Below are 24,639 nucleotides of genomic sequence, written 5' to 3'. Positions count from 1 at the left end.
TTTGCACGGTCGCGGCCGTACCGCTGTCGTGTAACGGCCCGGTAACGCATCAGTCCGGCCACAGGAACGTGTGCAGGCTCTTCGGTGCGAGGGTGTATTCGAAGCGTTTTCCTGCCGAGGTCACCGCGATGGTGCGCGGCAGCCCGGCGCTGTTCACCACGATCAGCACGCGTTCGCCGCTGGCCGGATCGACGAACGCGACGTTGTCGACGTCGTGTTCTCCGACACTGGAGTCCACGCGATACGCCCCCGCACGGACGAAGCGGCTGGCGTGCGCGAGCACGTAGTACTCGTCGTTGCGGGTGATCGTGCCGCTGCGGCGGTCGAGGGTGACCACGCCGCGGCAGTTGCCGCAGCCCCCGCTGTGGGGCCCCGAGGCGTCGTCGAGTGCGAGGTTCCACAGCACCACGCCGCTGGCCCAGTGGCGGGTGCCGCCGACGATCAGGTCGCGCGCCAGCAGCGTCATGCCGCCGCTGCGCACCGGTTCCCAGTCGCCGCCCGAGCATTCGGTGAGATAGGCCGGGCGGTTCGGGAAGGCGTCATGGACCTTCGACTGCGCCGGCACCTCGCCACCGTAGCAGTGCCAGGCCACGCCGGCGACGTAGGGCGCGGCCGCGGGATCGGCCAGCACCGCCAGCGGTTCCTCGGGCTTGTCCCAGTTGTGGTCCCAGTCGAGCAGGCGGGTGTCGTGGCCGGCCGCGCGCAGCATCGGTCCGAGCCGGGCGATCAGCGCCGCGCGCTGCGCCGCCGACAGGCGCATGCCGGGATAGTCGGCCGGCTCGAACGCGGGCTCGTTCTGCACGGTCAGCGCGAACAGCGGCACCCCGCGGGCCGCGGCCGCATCGACGTAGGTCGCCAGATAGCGCGCGAACGCGTCGACGGCATCCTCGCGCAGGGTGCCCTGGACCAGACGGTCGGTGGTCTTCATCCAGCCCGGTGCGCTCCACGGCGAGGCCATGATCCGTAGCGCGGGATTGATCGCGCGCGCGTCGCGCGCGACCGCCAGCGCGTCGCGCTGCTGCCGCGGCAGGCGGAAGCGCGACAGCGCCGGGTCGCGCTGGCCCGCGGGCATGTCGTCGAGACTGTACGGATACAGCGAGAAGTCCGAGGCGCCGATCGTCAGCCGCACGAAGCCCAGGCCGATGCCGGGTGCCGGCCCGAACAGTTCATGGAGCAGGGCATCGCGGGCTTCGGGCGTCATGCGCCGCTGCAGCAGCCAGGCACTGCTGTCGGTGATCGCCGCGCCGAACCCGTCGATGCGTTGCCGGCGCGCGGCCGGGTCGACGTCGATCCGGACCACCGGTGCCAGCGCGTCCACCGGTGCGTCCGCGGGCAGGCGCGCGAGCGCGAGGTGATGGTCGGCGGTCGTGGCCCAGACCTGCGGCGCGACGACCGTGGCCGCGGGCGTTGCCGCAGTGCGGGCTTCCGCTGCGGACACCGGCCCGGGGCCGGCCGACAGCAGGCCGGCGATCAGCGTGCAGGCGTGCCACGCATACCGCCGCAGCGTGATCGGAACGGCGGAACGACACCCCTTCATCGACTCGTCTCCAGGCGCGGATCGGCCGCGCGTCGTGGTATTGCGCTGCAACATAAATCCGGGGTCGAACGGCACGGTGGCCCCGGAATGGACGAGGAACGAGGCGGATTGCCCCATCCGTTCGCCGCTTTGTTGACACCCTGTGGAAATATCTGTATTTGACAGCGCTGTCAACAACCGCATCCTGGAGGGGGAGCAATGACGACGACGAACCGTACCCGGGCACAACGAGACCCGGCGGCGACACGCAACATCCGCAAGTGCGCGCTGGCGGCCGCCTGCTCCATGGCCCTGCTCGCCACGGCGGCGCAGGCCCAGGACGCGACCGCCGGCAACGGCAGCCAGAAGGACGACGAGCTGGACACCATCGTGGTGACCGGCATCCGTCGCAGCATCGAGACCTCGCGCGAGACCAAGCAGCAGTCCACGTCGATCGTGGAAGCGGTCTCCGCCGAGGACCTGGGCAAACTCCCCGACGTCAGCATCGCCGACTCGCTGGCCCGCCTGCCCGGCCTCGCCGTGCAGCGCGTCGACGGCCGCGCCCAGGTGATCGCGATCCGCGGCATGTCGCCCGATTTCGCCGCCACCTTGCTCAATGGCCGCGAACAGGTCAGCACCGGTGACAACCGCGGCGTCGAATTCGACCAGTACCCGTCGGAACTGCTCGATTCCGCGGTCGTCTACAAGACGCCCGACGCGAGCGTGATCGGCCAGGGCCTCTCCGGCAGCGTGGACCTGCACACCATCCGTCCGCTCGCGGTCGGCCAGCGCAAGTTCGCGGTCAACGCCCGCGGCGAATACAACTCGCTCGGCAAGCAGAACCCGGGCGCGAGCGACAACGGTTACCGCATCAGCGCGTCCTACGTCGACCAGTTCGCCGACAACACCATCGGCGTCGCGCTGGGCGTGGCCGAGCTGAACTCGCCGTTCCAGGAACAGCACTACAAGGCCTGGTGGTGGGCGAACACCTCCGCCTGGGGCTCGAACGTGCCCGGCAAGCCGGACGATGCGGCGATGATGGAAGGCGCCGAAGTGTGGGCGCGCTCGCGCGACCAGACCCGCGATGGCGTGATGGGCGTGCTCGAGTACAAGCCCAACGACTTCATCCACAGCACGCTGGACATGTACTACTCGCGCTTCGAGCAGAAGGAATCGATGCGCGGGATCATGTGGTCGCAGGATCCATGGACCGGCACCAACATCAACCTCACCAACGTCCGCACGGCCAACGTCGGCGGCTATCCGGTGGTGGTCGGCGGCACCGTCAACAACGTCCGCCCGGTGATCCGCAACGACCGCAATTCGCGCGACGACAATCTGTATTCGGTCGGCCTGAAGAACGAGATCCGCATCAACGACGACTGGTCGCTGTCGGTCGACGGCTACTACTCGCGTGCCAAGCGCAGCCAGGACACGCTGGAAACCTATGCCGGCACCGCCACGCTGGGCAGCATCGACTTCGACCTGCCGCTGGGCTCCGACAGCTTCCCGCACTTCGGCCCGCACCTGAACTACGCCGACCCGCAGACCGTGGTGCTGAGCGATCCGTCGGGCTGGGGCCACGAAGGCCGCCTGGAGCACACCAAGCAGGACGACAAGCTCACCGGCTTCCGCTTCGAGCTGCAGCGCAGCTTCACCGACGGCATGTTCTCGGGCTTCCAGGTCGGCTTCGCCGGCACCGACCGCACCAAGGAGAAGACCTCCGCGGTCTACTTCGCCCAGCTCAAGAACGGCGCCACCAGCGCGGTGGTCGACCCCGACCTGCTGCGCAGCCCGGTGAACCTCGGCTTCGCCGGCTTCCCGGGCGTGCTGACCTACGACGTCGGCGACACTCTGTCGCGCTACTACGACCTGGTGCTCACCCTCAGCGGCGACGACCTGCGCAAGGACTTCAGCGTCACCGAGAACGTGGCGACCACCTACGGCAAGCTGGACCTCGACACCCAGTTCGGCGACTGGCTGCACCTGCGCGGCAACCTCGGCGTGCAGTTCGTGCACACCCGCCAGTCCTCCACCGGCTTCAACGTCAACGGCAGCACGGTCAGCGGCACGCTCAAGCGCGGCGCGGACTACGGCGACGTCCTGCCCAGCCTGAACCTGGTCGGCGATTTCGGCCACGGCTGGATGGTCCGCTTCGGTGCGGCCAAGACGCTCGCCCGTCCGCGTGTCGACGACATGCGCGCTTCCGCCTCCGCCAGCGTGAGCACCACCACGCGCCTGTGGAGCGGCAACGGCGGCAACCCGCTGCTCGAACCGTGGCGCGCGAAGTCGGTCGACCTGTCGGTCGAGAAGTACTTCGGCCGGGCCGGCTACGTCGCGATGGCGCTGTTCTACAAGGACCTGGATTCGTACATCTACACCCAGACGGTGCCGTACGACTTCACCGGCTTCTACAACCCGACCACCACCACCCCGATCAGCAACATCGGCACCTTCAGCACGCCCGCCAACGGCAAGGGCGGCTACATGCGCGGCGTCGAACTCAGCGCTTCGCTGGAAGGCGGGACGATCACGCCGATGCTCGACGGGTTCGGTCTGCTGTTCAACAGCTCGTACACCGAGACCTCGATCGATCCCAACCCGCTGGACGACTCCCGCCTGCGCCAGGGCTTGCCCGGCCTGTCGCGCGTGGTCGGCAACCTCACCGCGTACTACGAGAAGCACGGATTCTCGGCGCGCGTGAGCGAGCGTTATCGCTCGGCGTTCCAGGGCGAGATCACCTCGCTGTTCGCACAGCGCAGCTACACCCAGGTGCTCGCCGATCGCCAGACCGACCTCCAGCTCGGCTACGAGTTCGGCGGCGCCAGCAAGCTGGCCGGCTGGTCGGTGCTGTTCCAGGTCAACAACGTCACCAACTCGCCGTACCGCACGGTGCAGCGTTCCGACTTCGGTGGCGGCGGCGACTTCATCACCACGCCGCTGGAATACAACGAGTACGGCCGCCAGTACCTGCTGGGCGTGAACTTCAAGATGTGATCCCTGTTCCCGCCGCCGCGATTCGGACGCGGCGGCGGGTCTTTTCATCCCGCCACTCCCTCCCCCCGTTTCGGAGACCGGACCCTTGCAACCGCAGGCCCCGCATACCGTCCGTCCGCGCTCGACGCTGGTCGCCGCGATCGCCTTCGCCCTCGTGCTCGGCTCGGCGCAGGCCGCGGGCCCGAAGCCCGCCGCGCCCGCGCGCGACTGGCCGCACGTCGCCAGTCCGATCGCGCGCGACGCCGCGATGGAAGCGCGCATCGACCGCATCCTCGCCGGCATGACCCTGGCGCAGAAGGTCGGGCAGATGACCCAGGCCGAGATCAAGTCGATCACGCCCGACGAAGTCCGCGACTACGCGATCGGTTCGGTGCTCAACGGCGGCGGTTCCTGGCCCGGCAAGAACAAGCACGCGACGCCCGCCGACTGGGTGGCGCTGGCCGATGCCTACTACGACGCGTCGATGGCGACCACGATGGCGGAGAAGATCCCGGTCATCTGGGGCGTCGATGCGGTCCACGGCCACAACAACGTCTATCGCGCGACGCTGTTCCCGCACAACATCGGGCTGGGCGCCGCGCACGATCCCGACCTCATCCGCGACATCGCCGCCGCCACCGCGAGCAGCGTGCGCGCCACCGGCCTGGACTGGGTGTTCGCGCCCGCGGTGCCCGTGGTGCAGGACGTGCGCTGGGGCCGCACTTACGAGAGTTATTCCAGCGATCCCGCGCTGGTGCGCCGCTACGCCGCTGCCTACGTCAAGGGCATGCAGGGCACGTTCGACGACCACAGCACGCTGGTGTCGGTGAAGCATTTCCTCGGCGACGGCGGCACCACCGGCGGCGTCGACCAGGGCCAGACCGTCGCCACGCAGCGCGAACTCGTGCGCACGCATGCGCAGGGTTACTTCGGCGGCATCGGTGCCGGCGCGCAGAACATCATGGTGTCGTACAACAGCTGGCAGGACGCCGGCACCGGCACCGACCACGGCAAGATGCACGGCAACAGGCTGCTGCTGACCGACGTGCTGAAGGACAAGATCGGCTTCGACGGCTTCCTCGTCTCCGACTGGAACGCGATCGGCCAGGTCACCGGCTGTACCAACGCCAGCTGCCCGAAGTCGATCAACGCCGGCGTGGACATGGTGATGGTGCCGGACGACTGGAAGGCGTTCATCGCGAACACCGTCCAGCAGGTCGAATCCGGCGAGATCCCGATGTCGCGCATCGACGATGCGGTGCGCCGCATCCTGCGCGTGAAGCTGCGCATGGGCCTGTTCGACGGCCGGCCGCCGTCGGCGTCGCCGCAGGCCGGCGACATCGCCGCGCTCCAGCATCGTGACCTCGCCCGCCGCGCGGTGCGCGAATCGCTGGTGCTGCTCAAGAACAACGGCGGCGCACTGCCGATCCGTCCCGGCGCGCGCGTGCTGGTGGTCGGCCGCGGCGCCGACAACCTGCCGATGCAGGCCGGTGGCTGGTCGCTGACCTGGCAGGGCGACGAAACGAGCAACGCGGACTATCCCGATGCCGTCAGCATCCTCGCCGGACTGCGCGAGGTCGCCGGCAGCAACGCCACCATCATCGACGGCACGCAGGCGGGCGCGAAGCCCGGCGACTACGACGTCGCCATCGCGGTGATCGGCGAGAACCCGTATGCCGAGACCAAGGGCGACGTGCGCCTGCCCGCACCGCTCACGCATTCGCAGCGGTATGCCGACGACCTCGCGCTGCTCGAATCGCTGGTCTCGCGCGGCAAGCCGGTGGTGACGGTGTTCCTGTCCGGTCGTCCGGTCTACGCGAACGATCTGCTGAACCTCTCCGATGCCTTCGTCGCGGCCTGGTTGCCGGGCACCGAAGGCGATGGCATCGCCGACGTGCTGCTCGCCGGTGCCGACGGCAAGCCGCGCCACGATTTCAGCGGGCGACTTTCGTTCGCATGGCCGGGCGATCCATGCCTGTCGCGACTGCCGGCGGCGCCGAAGTCGGCGACGCTGTTCCCGGTCGGTTACGGGCTGCGGTATGCGCAGCCGAAGCAAGTGCCGGCGCGTCTGCCGGTGTCCGCGGTACAGAGTTGCAGTCAGTGATTCCGCTGCAGGTGTAGTGCCGGCCGCGATCGTCGCGACGATCGCGTCCGTTGCGGTAGCCATCGTGTTTCGAAGTCCGGATGTCGATCATCGTTCTCGCGAACGGTGTGGGGTTCGTCATCCCGAGCGAGCGTGAAAGCACAGTCGACCGTCGGTTCTGCGCCGGCGTACGGGCGCGTGTGCCTCGGCTTCGACGTGACAGCGCACCCGCGACGTCCGGGCTTTGCGAGGAAACGGGGGGAGGGAGGCGCCTGTGCAGGCAGGAGCCGCAACGTCGGCGAAATACGGACCGTCGACGCTGTGTCCATGCCGGAGCGCAGTCGCCGAATCGCGCGTTCGACGCGCATCGTGTTTTCGACAGGAGGTTGGAATGGACATCGTGGCAATGAAGCGTTTTGGCGGCGTGTTGGCCGCTCTGTGTGTGCTGGCGGGATGGGGTGGCGTGTCGACGACGGCTCAGGCCGCAACACTCACCGCCGATTTCAATGGCGACGGCATCAACGATACCGCGACGGTCACTCCGGGTTCCGGCGCGGTCACGATTGCGCGTGGCGGTGGTGGAACCACGAGCTATACCGTCCCGTCGAACTGGTTGAACTTCAATGTCGCCGAGACCAATGGCGTGGTGGGGCAGGAGTTGATTTCCACCTCTGCCGACGGCGCGGTCTGGGTCATCGACGACCGTGCCAATACCCGGCGCTCGTACACGGTGCCTCCGCTCACCACCAGCGGACGGGTCGTCTACTTCGCCGAGCTCAATGCGATCGCGGGCAACGAGATCGCGTTCGTCTACGGTGATGGTGCGGTCTGGGTCATCGACGATCGCGCCTACATCCGACGCTCGTACACGGTGCCTCCGGTCACGAGCAGCGGGCGGATCGTCTACTTCTCCGAGCTCAACGCGATCGCGGGCAACGAGATCGCGTTCGTCTACGGCGATGGTGCGGTCTGGGTCATCGACGATCGCGCCTACACCCGTCGCTCGTACACGGTGCCGCCGGTGGGCGGCGGGCGCAATGTCTACCTGACCGACCTCAACGGGATCGCAGGCAACGAAATCGGATTCGCCTACGGTGACGGTGCGGTCTGGGTCATCGACGATCGCGCCTATACCCGCCGCTCCTACACCGTGCCTGCCGTGGGGACCGGACGCTATGTCGCGGTCGACGAATTCAACGGCATCGCCGGCAACGAAATGATGTTCTCGTATCCGGGCGGACAGACGTGGGTGATCGACGATCGGATCTACGGCCGACGCAGCTACAACTATCCGACCGATGGCGGCGCGCCGACCTACGCGAACGTGGACGGCGTCGCCGGTCTTGAAGCGATCTTCAACTACGGCGTGAGGAAAGTGTGGGTGGTGGATCGTACGAACAGCTGGTCCTACCACTGACGGAAAGCGTTGCGGCAACACGATGGCGGCCGTGTGCGGCCGCCATCGTTCCATGGACTCCACGATGGAGAAATCAATGAAGATCACGCATTCGATGATGTTGCGCGGCTTGCTCGCGCTGGCAGGGATCGTCGGGATGCCGGCCGCGGTGCAGGCGGCAACGATCACTGCCGACTGCAACGGCGACGGCATCGCCGACACGGTGACGGTCACGCCGGGGTCCGGCACGATCACGATCAGCCATGGCGGCATCGGTGGCACCAGTACGTATGCCACCGGTCTGGTCTGGTCGTCGATCAATGCGGTCGAAACCAACGGGATCGTCGGCCAGGAGCTCGTGGCCATAGCCGACAACGGCGCGATCAGGGTGGTCGATGATCGCGCGAAGGCCACGCGGGCCTACAGCGTTCCGACAGGGACGCGAGCGACCTTCTTCTCCGATCTCAACGGGCTGGCGGGCAACGAGCTGTTCGTGATCTACGACAGTGGCAGCATTCGCGTCATCGACGACCATGTCGCGGCCACGCGGTCCTACAGCGTCCCCGCCGTCGGCGGCGCTTACGGAACCCGTGTGCTGTTCCTGTCCGACATGAACGGCAATGCCGGCAATGAAGCCCTGTTCCTCTACGACAACGGCAGCGTTCGGGTCGTCGACGACCGTGCCGCGACCACGCGGTCCTACAGCATTCCCGCCGTCGGCGGCACTTACGGAACCCGCGTGCTGTTCCTGTCCGACATGAACGGGAATCCGGGCAACGAAGCGCTGTTCCTGTTCGACAACGGCAGCGTGCGGGTGCTCGACGATCGCGCTGCGACCACACGGGCCTACAACGTGCCGGCCGTCGGTGGATCCTACGGATCTCGGGTGTTGTTCCTGACCGACACGAACGGCATCGCCGGCAACGAAGCGATCTTCATCTTCGACAACGGCAGCGTGCGGGTCGTCGAGGATCGCGTGAATGCCACGCGGGCCTACAGTGTGCCGGCCGTCGGTGGTACCTACGGATCGCGGGCGATGTTCCTGTCCGACATGAACGGCATCGCCGGCAACGAAGCGATCTTCATCTTCGACAACGGCAGCATCCGGGTGATCGACGACCGTGCGAACGCCACGCGGGCGTACGGCGTGCCGGCCATCGGCACGACCAATGGTGGCCGCGTCGTCCTGCTCGCCGACACCAACGGCACGGTCGGCAACGAAGCCTTCATTGTCTACGACAGTGGCGCGGTCCGGGTGGTCGATGATCGCGCGAACGCCACGCGCAGCTATTCGGTACAGGCCGTGGGCTACGGTGGCTCCAATCGTTACCTCAAGGTCGACGAGTTCAACGGCGTGGCAGGCAGCGAGGCCATGTTCTCCTACATGAACGGCTATTCGCAGGTCGTCGACGACAGGCTGCACACGGTCCGGACCTACAGCTATCGGACCAACGGCGCCGAGCCGCTCTACGCGAACGTCGACGGCGTCGCAGGCCTCGAAGCGGTCTTCACCAGCGGCACGCAGCGGGTCTGGCTCGTCGATCGGACCGGGACCGTGTCGTACCACTGACGCCCGCACCGGATGTCGTGTCCACCGGGCGCCGTGTCGATGCACAGGCGTCCGGCGCAGGGAAAGACATGTCGAGGATCAGGTCGAAAGACGACGACATGCGTTCGAGTTGCAGGATCGGTTGCGAAACGGGCAACCGGAAACGGAAAAGATCCCCGGCATGTTCACCTCCCCCATGGCGGCCGCATTGAACAGGAAAGAAACGGAAATGAATAGCGTGATGGAAAACGGACGCACGTCGATGCGGCACACATGGCGAGCCTGGGGGCTCGCCATCGTGCTTGCCGGCTCGATGCCGGCATTGGCCGATGTGTTTTCGGATCTGAGCGTCGACATGCCGGATGCCGGCACCAGCGACGTCGACCGTTTCTACGGAAGCTTCGGGGCACAGGTGCCGGTGGACGTGCCGGCCTATCACGGTCTGGAGCCGCATGTCGGCCTGAACTACCGCTCCAGCCTCAGGAACGGCATCGCCGGCATCGGCTGGGATCTGGACGCGACCTCGGTGATCGAGCGCGCCAGCCCGGGGAAAGGATCGCCGGATTTCGACGGCAGGGGCATCTGGCTGCTCGACGGACAGGAGCTGATTCCCTGCGCTGCAGGCAGTGTCAGCCCGAGCTGCACGACGGGCGGGACGCATTCGACGAAGCAGGAATCCTATGTCCGCATCAGGCGCGAAACGGACGGTACGTGGACGATCACCGACAAGAACGGGACGGTGAGCCGCTACACCACGACGTTCTCGCAATCGCCGACGATATCGGCCTGCGGGTCTGCGCCGGGTGCGGTCAACATCAGCGGGAGCTACAACGCAGCCGACAACCTCATGGTCTGCGGCGTGCGTGGCGACGGTAACAAGATCACCGTCATGAAGTCCGAAGGAGACGGCGTATGCAATGTCCCTGGCGTCGAGTTTCCGGTATCCGGCATGCGGGTCAGCGGAGGCATCGCGACGAATGGGTACCCGGACTGCAATGAGTACGGAACCTGCTGGATTTACTTCAACGAAATTGGCCAGTTGTATATCAACAACGGCCTTTTCGGCGCGACGGATGGCTGGGGAAATCAAGTCGGTGGCATGCGGGCGTATGGCGCGGATCCCGTCATCGCAGCGAATGGACCCAATTACCCTTTCTATGATGGCATCTCCACTTCAGGCAACACATTGACGTTCCACGGATACGTCACCAAGACATTCGCGTTCAGTCCGCATCCGAAATACACCTGCAGTGCGACCGGCACCGACAACGTCGTCACCCAGTACCATCTGTCGAGCCGCACGGACCCGCACGGGAACGCGGTGAATTACCAGTACTGGTCGGATGGTGCGTCGATGTATCTCGGCGACATCCGCTACAACGGGCATCAGATCCATTTCCATTACGAAGGACGTCCCGACCCGGTCGCCACGCTGCGGAGCGTGCTCGATGCGAAGATCAGGTATCGGTTGCGCGGCATCGAGGTCAAGACCGGAACGGCGACGGTGCGCGGTTATGCGCTGACCTATGCGGGACAGCATCCGCTCGGGTTGTCGACGCTTTCGCGCGTGCAGCAGTACGGGAAGGACGTCGTCTTCAACACATCGGGCGTGGTGACCAGCGGCTCGGCCCTGCCCGCGTTCGACTTCGGCTATTCGAAGGAAACCCCCGGGCTTGCGTTGCAGCCGCCGTGGCCGCAGGCGAGCACATTCTGCGCGAACGGACGCATCGAACTCGGCGATTTCAATGGCGACGGCAAGACGGACCTGATCTGCGATCCGACGAGCACGGGAACCTTCTGGGTCACGCACGCCACCGGGCCGGGCAATTTCTCGGGCAGCGTCGTGTGGCCGTCATCGGGCAGCGCCTGCGTCGGCGGCACGGTGCGCTACGGGGATTTCAACGGCGACGGCAAGACCGACATGCTCTGCTCCAGCAATGCCGGCACGCATTGGGTGGGCGTGTCGAATGGGAACGGCGGTTTCGACATCAAGCCGTCATGGCCTGCCAGTGGCGCCTGGTGCAATGGTGCGACACTCGGCCTGCTGGACGTGAACGGCGACGGCAAGGAGGACCTGCACTGCATGTCCTCGACGGGCCAGCACACGTTCGCGCAGTCCCGGGGCGACGGTACGTTCGTTTCCGGCGGCACGTGGCCGAGCAGCGGCTGGTGCGAGATCGGGCAGGTCAGTTACGGCGACTTCAATGGCGACGGCAAGGGCGATCTGCTGTGCCGGGAAGAGTCTCGACTGAGTGTCTCGCTGTCGATGGGCGACGGCCTGTTCACGACGAAGCCGGTCTGGCCTGCCGGCGGCACGTGGTGTGCGGGCGATGCCGCGACCGTTTCCATCGGCGACCACGATGGCGATGGCAAGGACGATCTGCGCTGCTTCTCCGGCGGCAAGCTGACGATCGCGTTCTCCCGGGGCGGCGGCACCTTCGCGCCTGCGCCTACCTGGCCGGCCAATGGCGGGTCCTGGTGCGCCGGACACACGCCGAATTCCGGCGACTACGACGGCGATGGCCGTACAGACCTGCGTTGCAGCTTCGGCGGGACGACCTACACCATCGTGTCGGTGGGTGATGGCACGTTCCTCACGCAGGACGTTCTCACGAGCTGGTGCAACGAAAGCAATGGCACCCTCCTGGACGGCGATTTCAACGCCGATGGCATGACGGACCTGTATTGCTATTCCAAGGTGCTGGGCCAGCACTGGACGGCATGGCGGTCGAGTCCGATCAGCGGTTACCTGACCTCGATCACCACGCCGCTCGGCGGAAGCAGCACGATCGAGTACGCGCCCGCTTCGCAGTGGCCGCTGCGCACGCCCTGCCCGGCGGGCTACAGCTGCCGACCGCCGAGCGAACGTGTCGTGTCCGCAGTCAGCACGAATGACGGACGCGGACAGATCGCGACGACGCGCTACAGCTACGGCAGTCCGCTGGTCGATCCGATCGAGCGGCGCTTCCTTGGCTTCCGCAACGTGAGGAAGACCTTGCCCTGCAACGTGGGCGAGACCCCGTGTCCCTACGAGGACTCGTTGTTCCTGCAGGACTACGGTTCCATCTCGAAGCCGGAGCGGATCGATTCGAGGTCCGGGAGCGGCACGCTGCTCCGGTCGACGGTCTTCCAGTACGTCAACAACGGGTCGACTGTCCCGTACACGTCGCACCTGCAGAACCAGTGGGACTACAGCTACGAAGGTGCGACCGGGGCCTGTCCCGGCGCGGGCTGCAAGCGGACGCGGATGTCATATGTCTACGATCGCTTCGGCAATGTCGTCCGCAAGGACGACCACGGCGACGCGGATGTCGCGGGCGACGAGCGCAGCGAGGTGGCGGACTATCTTCCGAACGAGACGAAGTACATCGTGTCGTTGCCGGTGGCCGCACGCGTCTACAAGAGCGTCAACACCGTGCTCGCGGCGACGGACGTCATCGCGGAGACGCGCTACGCCTACGATCAGCCCAATGCCGCGTCGCCGAACTTCGCCGCGATTCCGTCGAAGGGCGATCGGACGCACGTCTATCGCTGGGTGGATCGGCTGGGCACTTACACGGTCGAGAAGGCGATCCACGATGCCTACGGCAACGTCACCACCGCGATCGATGCGAGCGGCAGGGCCGAAGCGACCGAATACGATGCGACCTTCCATGCGTTCCCGATCAAGAAGACGAATGCGCTGGGCCAGGTGACCACCGCGGCCTGGGACACGACGTGCGGCAGGCAGAAGGAATCGATCGGTGTCAACGGTGCCGCCGAACGCACCGTCTCCACCTTCGACGTGTTCTGCCGGCCATCGAGGATCGATGCGCCCGGCGGGAACTACACCAAGTACGGGTTCGCGAACATCGGAAACCCGGCGGCACAGGCGATCACGGTGGCCTCACCGTCGGCGGATGGCGTCGTCGAGCAGAGCACGAGCTTCCAGTTCGATGGTCTCGGGCGCGTGCGCACCGAGCAGACGCTCGCGCCGGGTTCGCGATACATCGTCAAGAAGAGCGAATACCACCCGAGAGGACAGCTCCGCTCGGTCGAAGTCCCGCACTACAGCAATGAGGCGGCATCGGGCACCATGTCCTATGCGTACGACGCGCTCGACAGGCTGACGACGACGCTGTTGCCCAACGGCAAGTCGAGGAGGATCGCGTACGGCATCTGGTACGCCTCGGTCACCGATGAATTGTCCCGGGTCACTCGGGTCGATCAGGATGCCCGCGGCAACAAGGTGTCCGAAACGTACATGATCGGGTCGTCCTGGTATACCGATCGCTATGCCTACGATCTTCTCGGCAGGCAGACGCGTGCGGTGGATGCCGAGGGCAACGTCTGGCAGCGTGCGTACGATTCGCTCGGGAGGCTCTACGAAGACAAGGATCCCGATCGCGGCAGGTGGGTATATGCGTATTTCGCCGACGGGCGGATGTCGGCGAAGGACGACGCCCGCGGGGCGCATACCGACTTCGTCTACGACGCGATCGGTCGCCTGAAGACGAAGAGCACCCGTGCGGCGGGCCAGACGACGGCGACGATCGTCAGCAACCTCTACTACGACGAACCGCGTGCGGGTTATTACAACAACGGTCGGCTTTCGCGCTATGCCGACAACAGCGGTTCGACGGAGCTCGACTACGACGTGGCCGGGCGCCAGGTGCGGTTGAAGAAGACGATCAGCGGACAAGCCACGCCGTACACCTTCGAATACGGGTACGATGCCGGTGGCCTGAAGAAATGGACCCGGTACCCCGATGGCGAAATGGTGGGATCGACGACGACGCCGTTGAAGTACGATGCCGCAGGCAGACCCGTGTCGGTCCCGGGTTTCGTGAGCGATGCGCAATACAACGCGGCCGGGAATCCGTTGCAGATCACGTTCCCGAATGGCGTGTCCACCAGCTACGGGTATTACCCGGATCTTTCGCTGAGGACGATCACGACCACCAAGGCCGGAGGGGCGACGCTGCAGTCGCTCTCGTATACCCGTGATGGCGGGAATCGCATCAGTGCGGTCACCAGCTCGGTTTCGGGCGAGTCCTGGTATTACACGTACGACAACCGCGATCGCCTGGTGACGGCCGGCAACATGACCGATGCGTCGCTCACCCAGGGGTTCAGCTATTCGCCTTCCGGCAATCTCCTGACCAATTCGAAGCTGGCGGGTTCCTATGTGTACCCGGCCCCGGGTGCCACCGCGGTTCGGCCGCACGCGATGACCCAGGTCGCGGGCGGAAGCGTCGCCTACGACCAGAACGGCAACATCACCGCGCGCCCCGGCATCACGTATGGCTGGGACGGCGCGAACCGCCTGAGCACGCTGTCGGCAGGCGGGACGTCGTTCCTCTATGACGCCTTCGACCAGCGCGTCAGGAAGACCAGCGCCCTGGGAACGAGTGTCTATCCTTCGCCGGACTATCGCGTCCGCAATGGCGTCGTCACCAAGAACATCGTGTTCGGCGGCATGCTGGTCGCGAAACGACAAGGCGGCACGACGACCTGGCTGCATGGCAACCACCAGGGCTCTGTCAGCGTCTCGACGAATACCAGCGGTCTGGAAATCAAGCGGCTGAATCGTGCGCCTTTCGGTGCCCGCAACAAGGACACGGTGCCTTCGCAGGAAGAGGAGAACGATTTCATCTCCGAACGCCGGGACGAAGAGGGCGGTCTCGTCTACCAGCACAGCCGCTATTACGACCCGGTGCTGGCGCGTTACCTCTCGCCCGACAACGCCGCTCCGGGTGCGCCGGGGGTGGGCTTCAGTCGTTATGCCTACGCCATGAACGATCCGATCAACAAGATCGACGACGGTCATGCCGCGTTCGAATACATCCTTGCGCGCCGCGGCATGACGTTCGAGATGTCGGCCGGCTATTCAGCCGGGGTCCTCATACAGCTCATGAATCCCGTCCAGGATATCGGCGGCTACAACGTCTCGATGGCGGTACAGACGATCGATTCGAACGGTCGTTGGTCCCCCGAGTTGGGGACCTCCATCTCCGGGACGGATGCAACATTCCTGTTCCCGCTTCTGCCTTGGGAAAGCGAACAAAAGATGTTTGATCCGATGAATATCCTCGCGTTGCTGCTCGGGAGAGTGGATGTCGGTGCGACGATGAAGTTCGCGTCGATCTACGATTCGAGTTCCGCCTCCTACAGCCTCGGTGCCTACCGGAACCAGGCGGGTGTGAACATCGGCATGACGGACACGGGGCGTCCGTTCCTGGGCATCAGCCGCACGTTCCCGTTCGCCGGTACCGGGGTCGATGTCGGAGTGGAAGGATCGTCGAAGTCGCAATGGTATTGGCGCGACATCTACGGAGACGATCGCTTCCACAGCGAGGCGCTGAACTCTCCCGCGATGATCCAGGCCGGGTACGACGCATTGCGCTTCGAGTGCACGTACTGCGAGTCCGCGCCGACGTACGGTACTGGTTACGGCGGAGGCTCATGGGGCTGGGGAATGAATGGCGGCCTGGGGGGTTGGGGTGCCTGGGGCGGATGGGGTGGTGGCGGTTTCGATTGGGGCTACGGATCCTCGCAATCCGCCTACCAGAACTGGATGAGCTCTATCCGATGGGATCACCTGGAGCAATGAGCGCGCGCACATGCCGGTCCGTTTCGATCAATGCGGGTGAACGATGATGCCTTCAAACAATGCGGAAGCCGCTGCGCCGTCACGAGCGATCCGGATCGGGCCGTTGCTGTTGTGTTGCGTGGCGCTCGCCCTGCTGCTGGCATGGTTCTGGATGTTGCGGCGAAGCGATGACGTTCCGGCGGATGTCGCCGGAGACGTTCCGGGCGCAGGCATCGACGCTCGCCAGGGCGGGCCGGTACCTGCGGCCATCGATCCGCATTACGTCGACGCGGATCGGCTTCCGCCGTTACCGGTTCCGGCGCGTGCGCCGGAACGCCCGCGCGACCCCGGCGATCTGCGCACGGTGCCTGTCGACGCAGAGACCGCTCACGCAGCCATCGGGAACAACGAGAGGGCAGTCCGTTCCGAGTCCGGACGTCTGCAATGAGGCCGGCGTGTCGCGCCACGGCATCGAGGTGAATGCGCGGTGTCATGCATCCACGACATTCAAAAGGGAGGCGCCCGTCATGATGGCCATCGCGCAAAAGCGTGTTCCCGGGACGCTTCCGGGACGTCGTGCGTGCCGGGTTTCGCAGGGGCGTCGTCGCGCCTGCGTCGCAATTCGCGTCGCGGACTTCGACGGCGGCGGCAGCAACGACACCGCGGCGATCACCGCGTGGAGTGTGCGCGGTCGGCATCACCCATGCCGGCGTCGATGACCGCGCACGTGCGGTCCGCACGTCTCTGTATCCGATCGACGGCGCACCGCCGACGTACGCGAACGTCGACGGTGTCGCCGGGCTGGCGGCGATCTTCCATACCGGATTGCTCGGGACCGTCCGGGTGGTCGACAGGACTCGCCGCATTCTCCATCGATGAGTGGATGAAGACAGGGGCCGTGGCCGGCGTCGCGAACCGCACGCGTTTCATGCGCATTTACATGACATCGCGCAGGATGCAGTGCGACCTTCGACGCTGGCACGCGGGGTGGGCAGGCGATAAGCTGTCCGTTCGACCAAGGGTTTGAAGGCAATGGGAAAATCGGCGGGATTCGGGGTCAGGATCGACGACGTGGCGCGTGCCGCAGGCGTGTCGATGAAGACGGTCTCGCGGGTGTTCAACCACGAGCCCAACGTGCGTCCCGAGACGCGGGCGAAGGTGGAGGAAGCGGCGAAGGCGCTGAACTTCCGTCCGAATCCATCGGCCCGCAGCCTCGCGGGCCGGCGCTCGTATCTCATCTCCACGTTGTACGACAACCCGTCCAGCAGCTACGTGATGCAGGTGGTGTCCGGCGTGCTGGATGCCTGCGAGGCCGCGCACTACAGCATGATGATGCGGCCGGTGGACTACGGCAGTCAGGACCACGTCGACATCATCGTGCAGAGCGTGGCGCAATACGCGCCCGACGGGCTGGTGCTGACGCCGCCACTCACCGACGACGAAGCGCTGCTGGAAAAATTGCAGGCGATGGGCGTGCGCTACGCCAGCATCTCGCCGCGCGAGCAGAATGCGCGCCTCGGCGCCTGCCTGGACGAGCGCTGTGCGGTGCGCGAGATGATCGCGCACATCGTCGGCCTCGGGCATCGCCGGATCGCGCACATCATGGGTCATCCCGATCACGGCGCGTCCGAGTGGCGTCTGCAAGGCTATCGCGACGGACTCGAAGCGGCCGGCATCGACTTCGACGAGCATCTCGTGGTCAGCGGCCAGTTCGTGTTCGAATCCGGCCTCGCCGGTGCGGCCGCGCTGCTGTCGCTGCCCGAGCCGCCGACCGCGATCTTCGCCGCGAACGACGACACCGCCGCCGGCGTGCTGCACGAGGCCGCGCGTCGCGGCGTGCGCGTGCCGCAGGATCTGTCGGTGTTCGGTTTCGACGACCTGCCGATGGCGCGCCAGCTGTGGCCGGCACTGACGACGGTGCGCCAGGCCAGCCGCGACATGGGCCGGATCGCGGCCGAGCAACTGCTGCTGTCGATCCGCGAGCCGGATGCCGGCGGCGTGGTGCAGGTGCCCTACGAACTGGTGTTCCGCGAATCCACCGGACCGGCGCCGGTGCACGGGGCCCGCTGAGCGCGGGCCCCGTCATCCTGCCGTCTTACCAGAAGGTGGCGTACAGCGCGACCAGGATCGCGACCACGCCGACCGCGCCGGCGTTGAATGCGCCGCTGGTGCCGTAGGCCACGTCGTCGGTGCGGATGCGGTTGGCATCGCCGCGCGCGCGGGTCATCAGCGACACCGCGACCGCCAGCGCCAGCGCCAGCAGGAACACCAGGCCCACGCGGTCCATGAACGGCAGCGACGGCCATGCCAGCTTCAGCGCGATCGACAGCGCGAACGAACCGACCGCGGCGGCGATCGCGCCGGCTTCGTTGGCGCGCTTCCAGAACAGGCCGAGCATGAAGATCACGACGATGCCCGGCGTGAAGAAGCCGGTGTATTCCTGGATGTACTGGAAGCCCTGGTCGAAGCCGCCGAGCAGCGGCTTGGCGGCCAGCACCGCGAGCACGATCGCGACCGTCGCCGCGATGCGGCCGACCTTCACCAGATGCGCCTGGTCGGCGTTCGTCTTGCGCTTGGCGTAGAAGTCGAGCGTGAAGATGGTGGAGATCGAATTGATCTTCGACGCCAGCGAGGCCACGATCGCCGCGATCAGCGCCGCGAACACCAGGCCCAGCACGCCGGTCGGCAGCAGCGCCATCATGCTCGGATAGGCCTGGTCGGGCTTCTCCAGCCCCGGCGCCAGCATCAGCGCGGCGATGCCCGGCAGCACCACGATCACCGGCATCAGCAGCTTGAGGAACGCGGCGAACACCACGCCCTTCTGCGCTTCGCCGATGTCCTTCGCCGCCAGCGCGCGCTGGATGATGTACTGGTTGAAGCCCCAGTAGCTGACATTCATGATCCACATGCCGCCGATCAGCACGCTCAGGCCCGGCAGGTCCTTGTAGAACGCGTTGTCGGGCGTGAGGATCATGTGGAAGTGATCCGGATGCGCGGCCATCAGCGCCTGGAAGCCGGCCACCACGCCGCCGTCGCCGCCGATCTTGCCCAGCGAGATGCCGACGATCAGCAGGCCGCCCAGCACCAGCAGCGAGACCTGCACGATGTCGGTCAGCGCCACCGCCTTCAGTCCGCCGTACAACTGGTAGAGCAGCGCGAATCCGCCGAGCAGCGCGAGCGCCATGAACTGGTCGATGCCGGCGACGCGGGTGACGGCGATCGAGCCCAGCCACAGGATCGAGGTCAGGTTCACGAACACGTACAGGCCCAGCCAGAACACCGCCATGATCGTGCGGATGTTCGGCCCGTAACGTTCTTCGAGGAACTGCGGCATCGTGGTGATGCCGTTGCGCAGGAACACCGGCAGGAAGAACTTGCCGACGATGAGCAGCGTCAGCGCCGCCATCCATTCGTACGAGGCGATCGCCAGGCCCAGCGCGTAGCCGGAGCCGGACATGCCGATGATCTGTTCGGCGGAGATGTTCGCCGCGATCAGCGAAGCGCCGATCGCCCACCACGGCAGCGCGCGGCCGGCGAGGAAGTAGTCCTGGGCGTCCTTGCGGTGACCGCTCTTTTCGCGCGATACCCATTGGGCCAGCACGAAGATGCCGACCAGATAGGCCAGCACGATGACCGCGTCGATGGTTGAAAGTCTCACGTCGTTCTCCGGAATCGGCCGTCGGCCCCCGACGGGTCTTCTGTGATTGGAGCCCGCGCGTGGGGGACGCGGTGCGTCGATGCAGCCTGATGATGCGCCGGGACTGGCCTGGGCAGGCCCGGCCGGTCCGTCGCCACGTTCTAGACGGTGCTGACAGCGTTGTCAACATGCGCCGGGGCGCGATGTCGACGACTTCGGCCGTGCGTCTCAGGTCTGGGCGTCGAGTGCCGCCCGCGACGGCAGCGACCAGTCGATCGGCGTCTGTCCGCGCTGCGCGAGGTACTGGTTCGTCGCCGAGAAATGCCCGCAGCCGAGGAAGCCGCGATGCGCCGACAGCGGCGAGGGATGCGGCGCCTTCAGCACGCGGTGGCGGCGCGGATCGATGACCTTGCCCTTGGCCTGCGCGTAGCTGCCCCAGAGCAGGAACACCAGCCCTTCGCGTTCGCGGTTGAGCGTGTCGACGACGTGGTCGGTGAAGCCTTCCCAGCCCTTGCCCTGGTGCGCGCCGGCGCGGCCGTCCTCGACGGTCAGCACCGCGTTGAGCAGCAGCACGCCGCGCTGCGCCCACGGCGTCAGGCAACCGTGGTCCGGCCGCGCGATGCCGAGGTCGTGCTGGATCTCCTTGAAGATGTTGTCCAGCGACGGCGGCACCGGCACGCCCGGCAGCACCGAGAAGCACAGCCCGTGCGCCTGACCCGGACCGTGGTACGGGTCCTGTCCGAGGATGACGACCTTCACCGCGTCGAACGGCGTCGCGTCGAACGCCGCGAAGATCCGCGACGCGGGCGGGTAGATGCGCGCACCCTTCGCCCGGCGTTCGCGCAGGAACGCCGAGAGCGCCTGCATCGGCTCGCTGCGCAGGTAATCGCCGACATGCGCCTTCCAGGACGGTTCGAGCTTGATGCGGTCGTCGTCGGTCATGCGGGCGGTGTGCGCGGAGGAGCCCGGAGTATGCCGCAACCGGTGCGGACGCTCAGGCGACGTGCGTGGGCCGCGACCCGAACAGACGCCGGTTGCAGGCGAGGCACCAGCCGCCGAATGGCGACAGGAACACCGGGAAACGGCCGGCGACGCCCACGTGCTTCCCGCAGTGCGGGCAGGGCCAGTATGCGGCGGCGGCGCACAGTGCGCCCCAGAACACGGCGAGGGCGCAGCGCAGTTCGACGCTCGCATCGAACAGCAGGTTGGCGACGAACGCCGCCGTCAGCGTCCACCAGGCCCATCGCATGCGGCGGTATGCAGTCCAGGCGTCATGGCCGCGATGTGTTCCCATGCGGTCATCCCGGGGATGTCCGCCCGCCCGTAACGCCGAAGGCGACTGCCGCGACGGTTCGAGCTCGATGCGGTCGTCGTCGGTCATGCCGGTCTCGTCACGGATGCTGCGGCAGGTCGTCGGTGATCGCGTAGTAGTCGCCCTGTTCGGCGACGAAGATGTGCCGGTGCAGGGTGAGGCCGGTGGGGCCGTCGAAGGCGCCCAGTGCGACCGCGATCCAGTCGCGGTCGGTCGGGTCCCAGAACAGGGTCGAGCCGCAGTGCCGGCAGAAGCCCCGGCGGACGCGGGCGGACGAGGCATACCACGCGACGTCGTCGGCGCCTTCCAGCGTCAGCGCCGTTCGCGGCACGTCGCAGGAGGCGAGGAAATGGCCGGTCTGCTTGCGGCATTGCACGCAGTGGCAGGCATCGACCATGGCGATCTCGCCGGTGATGCGAAAGCGGACGCGTCCGCAGAGGCAACTGCCGTGTCGCGCTTCGGGTGCCATCGTCGTGCCCGGGCGGGCTCAGCCCGCCGGTGACCGCTCCCGCAGCTGCGACAGCCGCAGCTGGAACAGGGTCTTGGTGATCAGCATGCGTTCCTCGATCGGCTTCAGTACCAGATCGTTGGCGCCTTCGCGCAGCAGGTTGGACTGCTTGTCGCGGTTGCCGTCGCCGGTCATCACCAGCACCGGCAGGCGGCGCTTGCCGTAGGCGAACTCGTTGCGCACGGTGCGCAGCAAGTCCAGGCCGCTGACCGCGCCGTCCAGGGTCACGTCGGTCAGCACCAGGTCGGCGCCGGCGTCGTCCTGGCCCAGGTGCTCGCGCAGGTAGGCCAGGGCGTCGTCGCCGCGGCTCATGTGCATCACGGTGATGTCGTGCGCCTGCAGCATGCGCCGGGTGGCCACGGCCACGGTGATGCTGTCCTCGACGTACAGCACCCGGGCGTCGGGCATGGGCTCGGGGTGGACGTAGCCGCGGATGAAGGTCGCCAGCGCGGCGTAGCCTTCGGCCTTGTCGAAGTAGTCGGTGACGTCCTCGGTGAAGCGGCGCGCTTCGAGGTGGGCCTGGGCGTCGCCCGAGACCACGATCACCGGCACGTAGCGCTGGCCGGCGGCGCCGCGGACCTCGCGCGCGACCTGCAGGCCGTCGCCGTCCATCAGCACGAGAGAGGTGGTGACCAGGTCGACCGCGCCTTCGGCCAGCGCGGCACGGGCCTCGCCCAGACCGCCGCAGCCGATCACTTCCACGCCCGGCAGATCGCGCTGCAGCATGTCGCCGATCAGCCTGCGGACCATCTTCGAGCCGTCCACCACCATCACGCGGGGGTTGTCGGTGGTCAGATGACGGACATCGTGGGCAGGCATGCGCGGCGTTCGCTCGGGCTTCGTGGGCGGAGGGCAATGCTGGCGCAACCCTGCGCCGGAACGATCCGGCGGCCCGCACCGGCGACCCGGAGGTGGCCGACACGCCCCCCGGCGATCGCGTCAGACCCTAGTTTGACGCAGAAAATGGCCCGTGACCACGCCAGCCCCCAGCCAGCCCAGCGCGGATGCGACGACCAGCACACCCAGACCGCGCAGCGGGTCGATGCCGGCCAGCGCGAAGCGGCTGCCATAGCTTTCGGCCAGCGCGCGCAGCGGCGCGTGCAGCGCCAGCTCGGCCGCGGTCAGCAGGCCCAGCGCGGTCGCGCCGGCGGCCAGGCCGTAGCAGGCGCCGAGATAGAGGAACGGCCGGCGGATGAAGCCATCGGTGGCGCCCAGCGATTGCAGGATCGCGATCTCCTCGCGCCGCACCTGGATGTCGAGGCGCACGGTGTTGCCGACCACCAGCAGCGCGCCCAGCCCCAGCAGCAGCGACAGCACCCACACCGCGCGGTCGCCGAAGGCCAGCCAGCGGTCGAGGCGATCGCGCCAGATCGCGTCGTGCTGCACGAAGTCGGTCTCCGGCAGCGCTTCGAGCAGCGTCGCCAGCGCGCGCTCGTCGCCGCGCGGCCGCACGATCAGCACGCTCGGCAGCGGGTTGTCGCCGACGGTGGCGACGGCCTCGGCGTAGAGGTCCGCGGCGGCGCCGGTGCGCAGGCTCGCCAGGCCGTCGTCGGGCGTGCGCAGCGTGACATCGGCGACCTGCGGCTTCCCGCGCAGGTCCTGCGCCAGCGCGCGGGCGCGGTCGACCGGGACCGCCTGCTTCAGGAACACCGTGACCTCGCGAGCACGTTCCACCTGCCCGCCCAGCCGCGCCACGTTGTCCAGCACCAGCCACAGGCCCAGCGGCAGGGCCAGCGCGACTGCCATCACGCCGACCGTCAGTAGCGTGGCCCACGGCCGGCGCGCCATTCGGCCGAGGCTCGCGCCCAGGCTGTGCAGGTGGTGGTCGGCCCACGCCGCGACCCGCGAGCGCGGCTTCGTCGTCACCGCGGCGCGCTCAGCCATCGGCCAGTTCCTCCGGGCTGATGTCGTCGACCAGCGCGCCCTGGTTCAGGACGAGGACCCGTTTGCGCATGCGCTTGACCAGCGCCAGGTCGTGGCTGGCCACCAGCACGCTGGTGCCGCGCTCGGGCAGCCCGGCGAACAGCGCCATGATCTCGGCCGACAGCGTGGGGTCGAGGTTGCCGGTCGGTTCGTCCGCGACCAGCAGCGACGGCTCGCCCACCAGCGCCCGCGCGATGCCCACGCGCTGCTGCTCGCCGGCGGACAGCTGGGTCGGCAGCGCCTCGCTGCGCGTGCCCAGGCTCACCCGGTCCAGCACGCTGCGCACGCGCTTGCGGATCTCGTCGCGGCGCAGACCACGCAATTGCAGCGGCAGTGCCACGTTCTCGGCCACGGTGCGGTCGGTCAACAGCCGGTGGTCCTGGTAGACCACGCCGACCTCGCGCCGGTGCATCGCCACGCCGCGCCCGGTCACGTTGCGCAGGTTGCGCTCGCCGAACAGCACCGCGCCGCGGGTCGGGCGCTCGGACAGGTGGATCAGCTTCAGCAGCGTGCTCTTGCCCGCGCCGGAGTGCCCGGTCACGAACAGCATCTCGCCGCGGTTCACCGCGAAGCTGAGGTCGCGCAGCGCGACATGCCCGCCGGGGTACTGCTTGCTGACGTTGTCGAAGCGGAGGACGGTCATGCGCGACAGAGTAGCGGCAGCCGACCGCAGGACCAAACCGTGCGGCGGCATTCGTCGTCGCTCTGGCCCGGGCGACCCTGCCGGCAGGTGTCAGACGCGGGTGCGGCTGCGCAATTCCCGCACATCCGGGTCCCGGAGCACGTAGGTGCCGGCGACCATGTCGCCCAGTCGCTGGTGGTGCTTCGAGACCAGCGCCGCGATGCCCGCCGGGATGCCGCCCATCAACAGCGGATTGACTTCGATCAGTCGCAGCACGGTCCTCGCGAGGGTCTGCACGATCGACGGATTGTTGCCCTGCGCGTCGACCACGCGGATGAAGACCGCGAGCTTGCCCAGCGTCTTGCCGAACAGCCATTCGCACAGCGGGATGTACAGCACGAACAGGGACAGCCAGATCGCGATCGTGCGCTGGTAGAACGCGTTCCCGAACACGCCGTCCGGGACCATCAGGATCGCGCCGAGCACGAGGAAGTCGATCCACGTCGCGGCCCAGCGGCGCATGACGATCCCGCCGGTGTAAGTCAT

Annotated in this window: 16 protein-coding genes; 7 read left to right on the top strand and 9 right to left on the bottom strand. The window is 67.1% G+C overall.

Features of this window, described 5'->3' with window-relative positions; all coding sequences use genetic code 11:
• Positions 1-49 precede the first annotated feature (49 nt).
• Positions 50-1,537: a glycoside hydrolase family 30 protein gene (locus tag ACT53R_RS08465; RefSeq protein WP_476171423.1), complete on the bottom strand. Its 1,488-nt coding sequence runs from the start codon at positions 1,535-1,537 to the stop codon at positions 50-52.
• A 198-nt stretch (positions 1,538-1,735) separates the two neighbouring features.
• Here ACT53R_RS08465 and ACT53R_RS08460 point away from each other — a divergent pair, with 198 nt between their 5' ends.
• The 7 genes from ACT53R_RS08460 (at position 1,736) to ACT53R_RS08430 (ending at position 18,161) form a co-directional block, all read left to right on the top strand.
• Positions 1,736-4,513, top strand: coding sequence for a TonB-dependent receptor (locus ACT53R_RS08460; RefSeq protein ID WP_476171422.1), 2,778 nt, complete (start codon positions 1,736-1,738; stop codon positions 4,511-4,513).
• A gap of 85 nt (positions 4,514-4,598) precedes the next feature.
• A complete protein-coding gene (locus ACT53R_RS08455; RefSeq protein WP_476171421.1) occupies positions 4,599-6,596 on the top strand; it encodes a glycoside hydrolase family 3 protein in 1,998 nt (665 codons plus the stop codon).
• A gap of 370 nt (positions 6,597-6,966) precedes the next feature.
• On the top strand, positions 6,967-7,992 hold the full coding sequence (locus ACT53R_RS08450) for a PA5033 family protein (RefSeq protein ID WP_476171420.1): 1,026 nt from the start codon (positions 6,967-6,969) through the stop codon (positions 7,990-7,992).
• Positions 7,993-8,068: 76 nt separating this feature from the next.
• Positions 8,069-9,541 (top strand): PA5033 family protein, encoded by a 1,473-nt coding sequence (locus tag ACT53R_RS08445; RefSeq protein ID WP_476171419.1) that lies wholly within the window; start codon positions 8,069-8,071, stop codon positions 9,539-9,541.
• A 160-nt stretch (positions 9,542-9,701) separates the two neighbouring features.
• On the top strand, positions 9,702-16,112 hold the full coding sequence (locus tag ACT53R_RS08440; RefSeq protein ID WP_476171418.1) for an FG-GAP-like repeat-containing protein: 6,411 nt from the start codon (positions 9,702-9,704) through the stop codon (positions 16,110-16,112).
• A 43-nt stretch (positions 16,113-16,155) separates the two neighbouring features.
• Positions 16,156-16,539, top strand: a complete 384-nt coding sequence (locus ACT53R_RS08435) for a hypothetical protein (protein ID WP_476171417.1) — start codon at positions 16,156-16,158, stop codon at positions 16,537-16,539.
• A gap of 623 nt (positions 16,540-17,162) precedes the next feature.
• Positions 17,163-18,161 carry a LacI family DNA-binding transcriptional regulator gene (locus ACT53R_RS08430; protein ID WP_476171416.1) on the top strand — a complete coding sequence of 333 codons (999 nt, stop codon included), beginning with the start codon at positions 17,163-17,165 and terminating at the stop codon, positions 18,159-18,161.
• Between the two features lie 25 nt (positions 18,162-18,186).
• Here ACT53R_RS08430 and ACT53R_RS08425 read toward each other — a convergent pair whose 3' ends face one another.
• From ACT53R_RS08425 to ACT53R_RS08390, 8 genes are all read right to left on the bottom strand, one after another.
• Positions 18,187-19,749, bottom strand: coding sequence for a sodium/sugar symporter (locus tag ACT53R_RS08425; RefSeq protein WP_476171415.1), 1,563 nt, complete (start codon positions 19,747-19,749; stop codon positions 18,187-18,189).
• A gap of 207 nt (positions 19,750-19,956) precedes the next feature.
• The gene (gene ung, locus ACT53R_RS08420; RefSeq protein WP_476171414.1) at positions 19,957-20,670 is read right to left on the bottom strand and encodes a uracil-DNA glycosylase; all 714 of its coding nucleotides are present in this window, start codon (positions 20,668-20,670) and stop codon (positions 19,957-19,959) included.
• A 52-nt stretch (positions 20,671-20,722) separates the two neighbouring features.
• Positions 20,723-20,977 (bottom strand): hypothetical protein, encoded by a 255-nt coding sequence (locus ACT53R_RS08415; RefSeq protein WP_476171413.1) that lies wholly within the window; start codon positions 20,975-20,977, stop codon positions 20,723-20,725.
• Between the two features lie 142 nt (positions 20,978-21,119).
• Entirely contained in the window at positions 21,120-21,509 is a 390-nt protein-coding gene (locus ACT53R_RS08410) for a GFA family protein (RefSeq protein ID WP_476171412.1), read from the bottom strand.
• Between the two features lie 18 nt (positions 21,510-21,527).
• Entirely contained in the window at positions 21,528-22,367 is an 840-nt protein-coding gene (locus tag ACT53R_RS08405; RefSeq protein ID WP_476171411.1) for a response regulator, read from the bottom strand.
• Positions 22,368-22,487: 120 nt separating this feature from the next.
• Positions 22,488-23,432 carry a permease-like cell division protein FtsX gene (gene ftsX, locus ACT53R_RS08400; protein WP_476171410.1) on the bottom strand — a complete coding sequence of 315 codons (945 nt, stop codon included), beginning with the start codon at positions 23,430-23,432 and terminating at the stop codon, positions 22,488-22,490.
• Positions 23,425-24,114, bottom strand: a complete 690-nt coding sequence (gene ftsE / locus ACT53R_RS08395) for a cell division ATP-binding protein FtsE (protein ID WP_476171409.1) — start codon at positions 24,112-24,114, stop codon at positions 23,425-23,427. Before ftsE ends, ftsX begins: the two co-directional genes overlap by 8 nt.
• A 90-nt stretch (positions 24,115-24,204) precedes the next feature.
• A complete protein-coding gene (locus ACT53R_RS08390; protein WP_476171408.1) occupies positions 24,205-24,639 on the bottom strand; it encodes an RDD family protein in 435 nt (144 codons plus the stop codon).

The sequence above is a fragment of the Lysobacter sp. DMC104 genome, from assembly GCF_056313665.1.
This window is presented reverse-complemented; position numbering and strand designations above follow the sequence as displayed.

Coding starts and splice junctions, on each gene's coding strand:
- ACT53R_RS08465 (WP_476171423.1), bottom strand. CDS start 1,537: ATGAAGGGGTGTCGTTCCGCCGTTCCGATCACGCTGCGGCGGTATGCG.
- ACT53R_RS08460 (WP_476171422.1), top strand. CDS start 1,736: ATGACGACGACGAACCGTACCCGGGCACAACGAGACCCGGCGGCGACA.
- ACT53R_RS08450 (WP_476171420.1), top strand. CDS start 6,967: ATGGACATCGTGGCAATGAAGCGTTTTGGCGGCGTGTTGGCCGCTCTG.
- ACT53R_RS08445 (WP_476171419.1), top strand. CDS start 8,069: ATGAAGATCACGCATTCGATGATGTTGCGCGGCTTGCTCGCGCTGGCA.
- ACT53R_RS08440 (WP_476171418.1), top strand. CDS start 9,702: ATGTTCACCTCCCCCATGGCGGCCGCATTGAACAGGAAAGAAACGGAA.
- ACT53R_RS08435 (WP_476171417.1), top strand. CDS start 16,156: ATGATGCCTTCAAACAATGCGGAAGCCGCTGCGCCGTCACGAGCGATC.
- ung (WP_476171414.1), bottom strand. CDS start 20,670: ATGACCGACGACGACCGCATCAAGCTCGAACCGTCCTGGAAGGCGCAT.
- ACT53R_RS08415 (WP_476171413.1), bottom strand. CDS start 20,977: ATGCGATGGGCCTGGTGGACGCTGACGGCGGCGTTCGTCGCCAACCTG.
- ACT53R_RS08410 (WP_476171412.1), bottom strand. CDS start 21,509: ATGGCACCCGAAGCGCGACACGGCAGTTGCCTCTGCGGACGCGTCCGC.
- ACT53R_RS08405 (WP_476171411.1), bottom strand. CDS start 22,367: ATGCCTGCCCACGATGTCCGTCATCTGACCACCGACAACCCCCGCGTG.
- ftsX (WP_476171410.1), bottom strand. CDS start 23,432: ATGGCTGAGCGCGCCGCGGTGACGACGAAGCCGCGCTCGCGGGTCGCG.
- ftsE (WP_476171409.1), bottom strand. CDS start 24,114: ATGACCGTCCTCCGCTTCGACAACGTCAGCAAGCAGTACCCCGGCGGG.
- ACT53R_RS08390 (WP_476171408.1), bottom strand. CDS start 24,639: ATGACTTACACCGGCGGGATCGTCATGCGCCGCTGGGCCGCGACGTGG.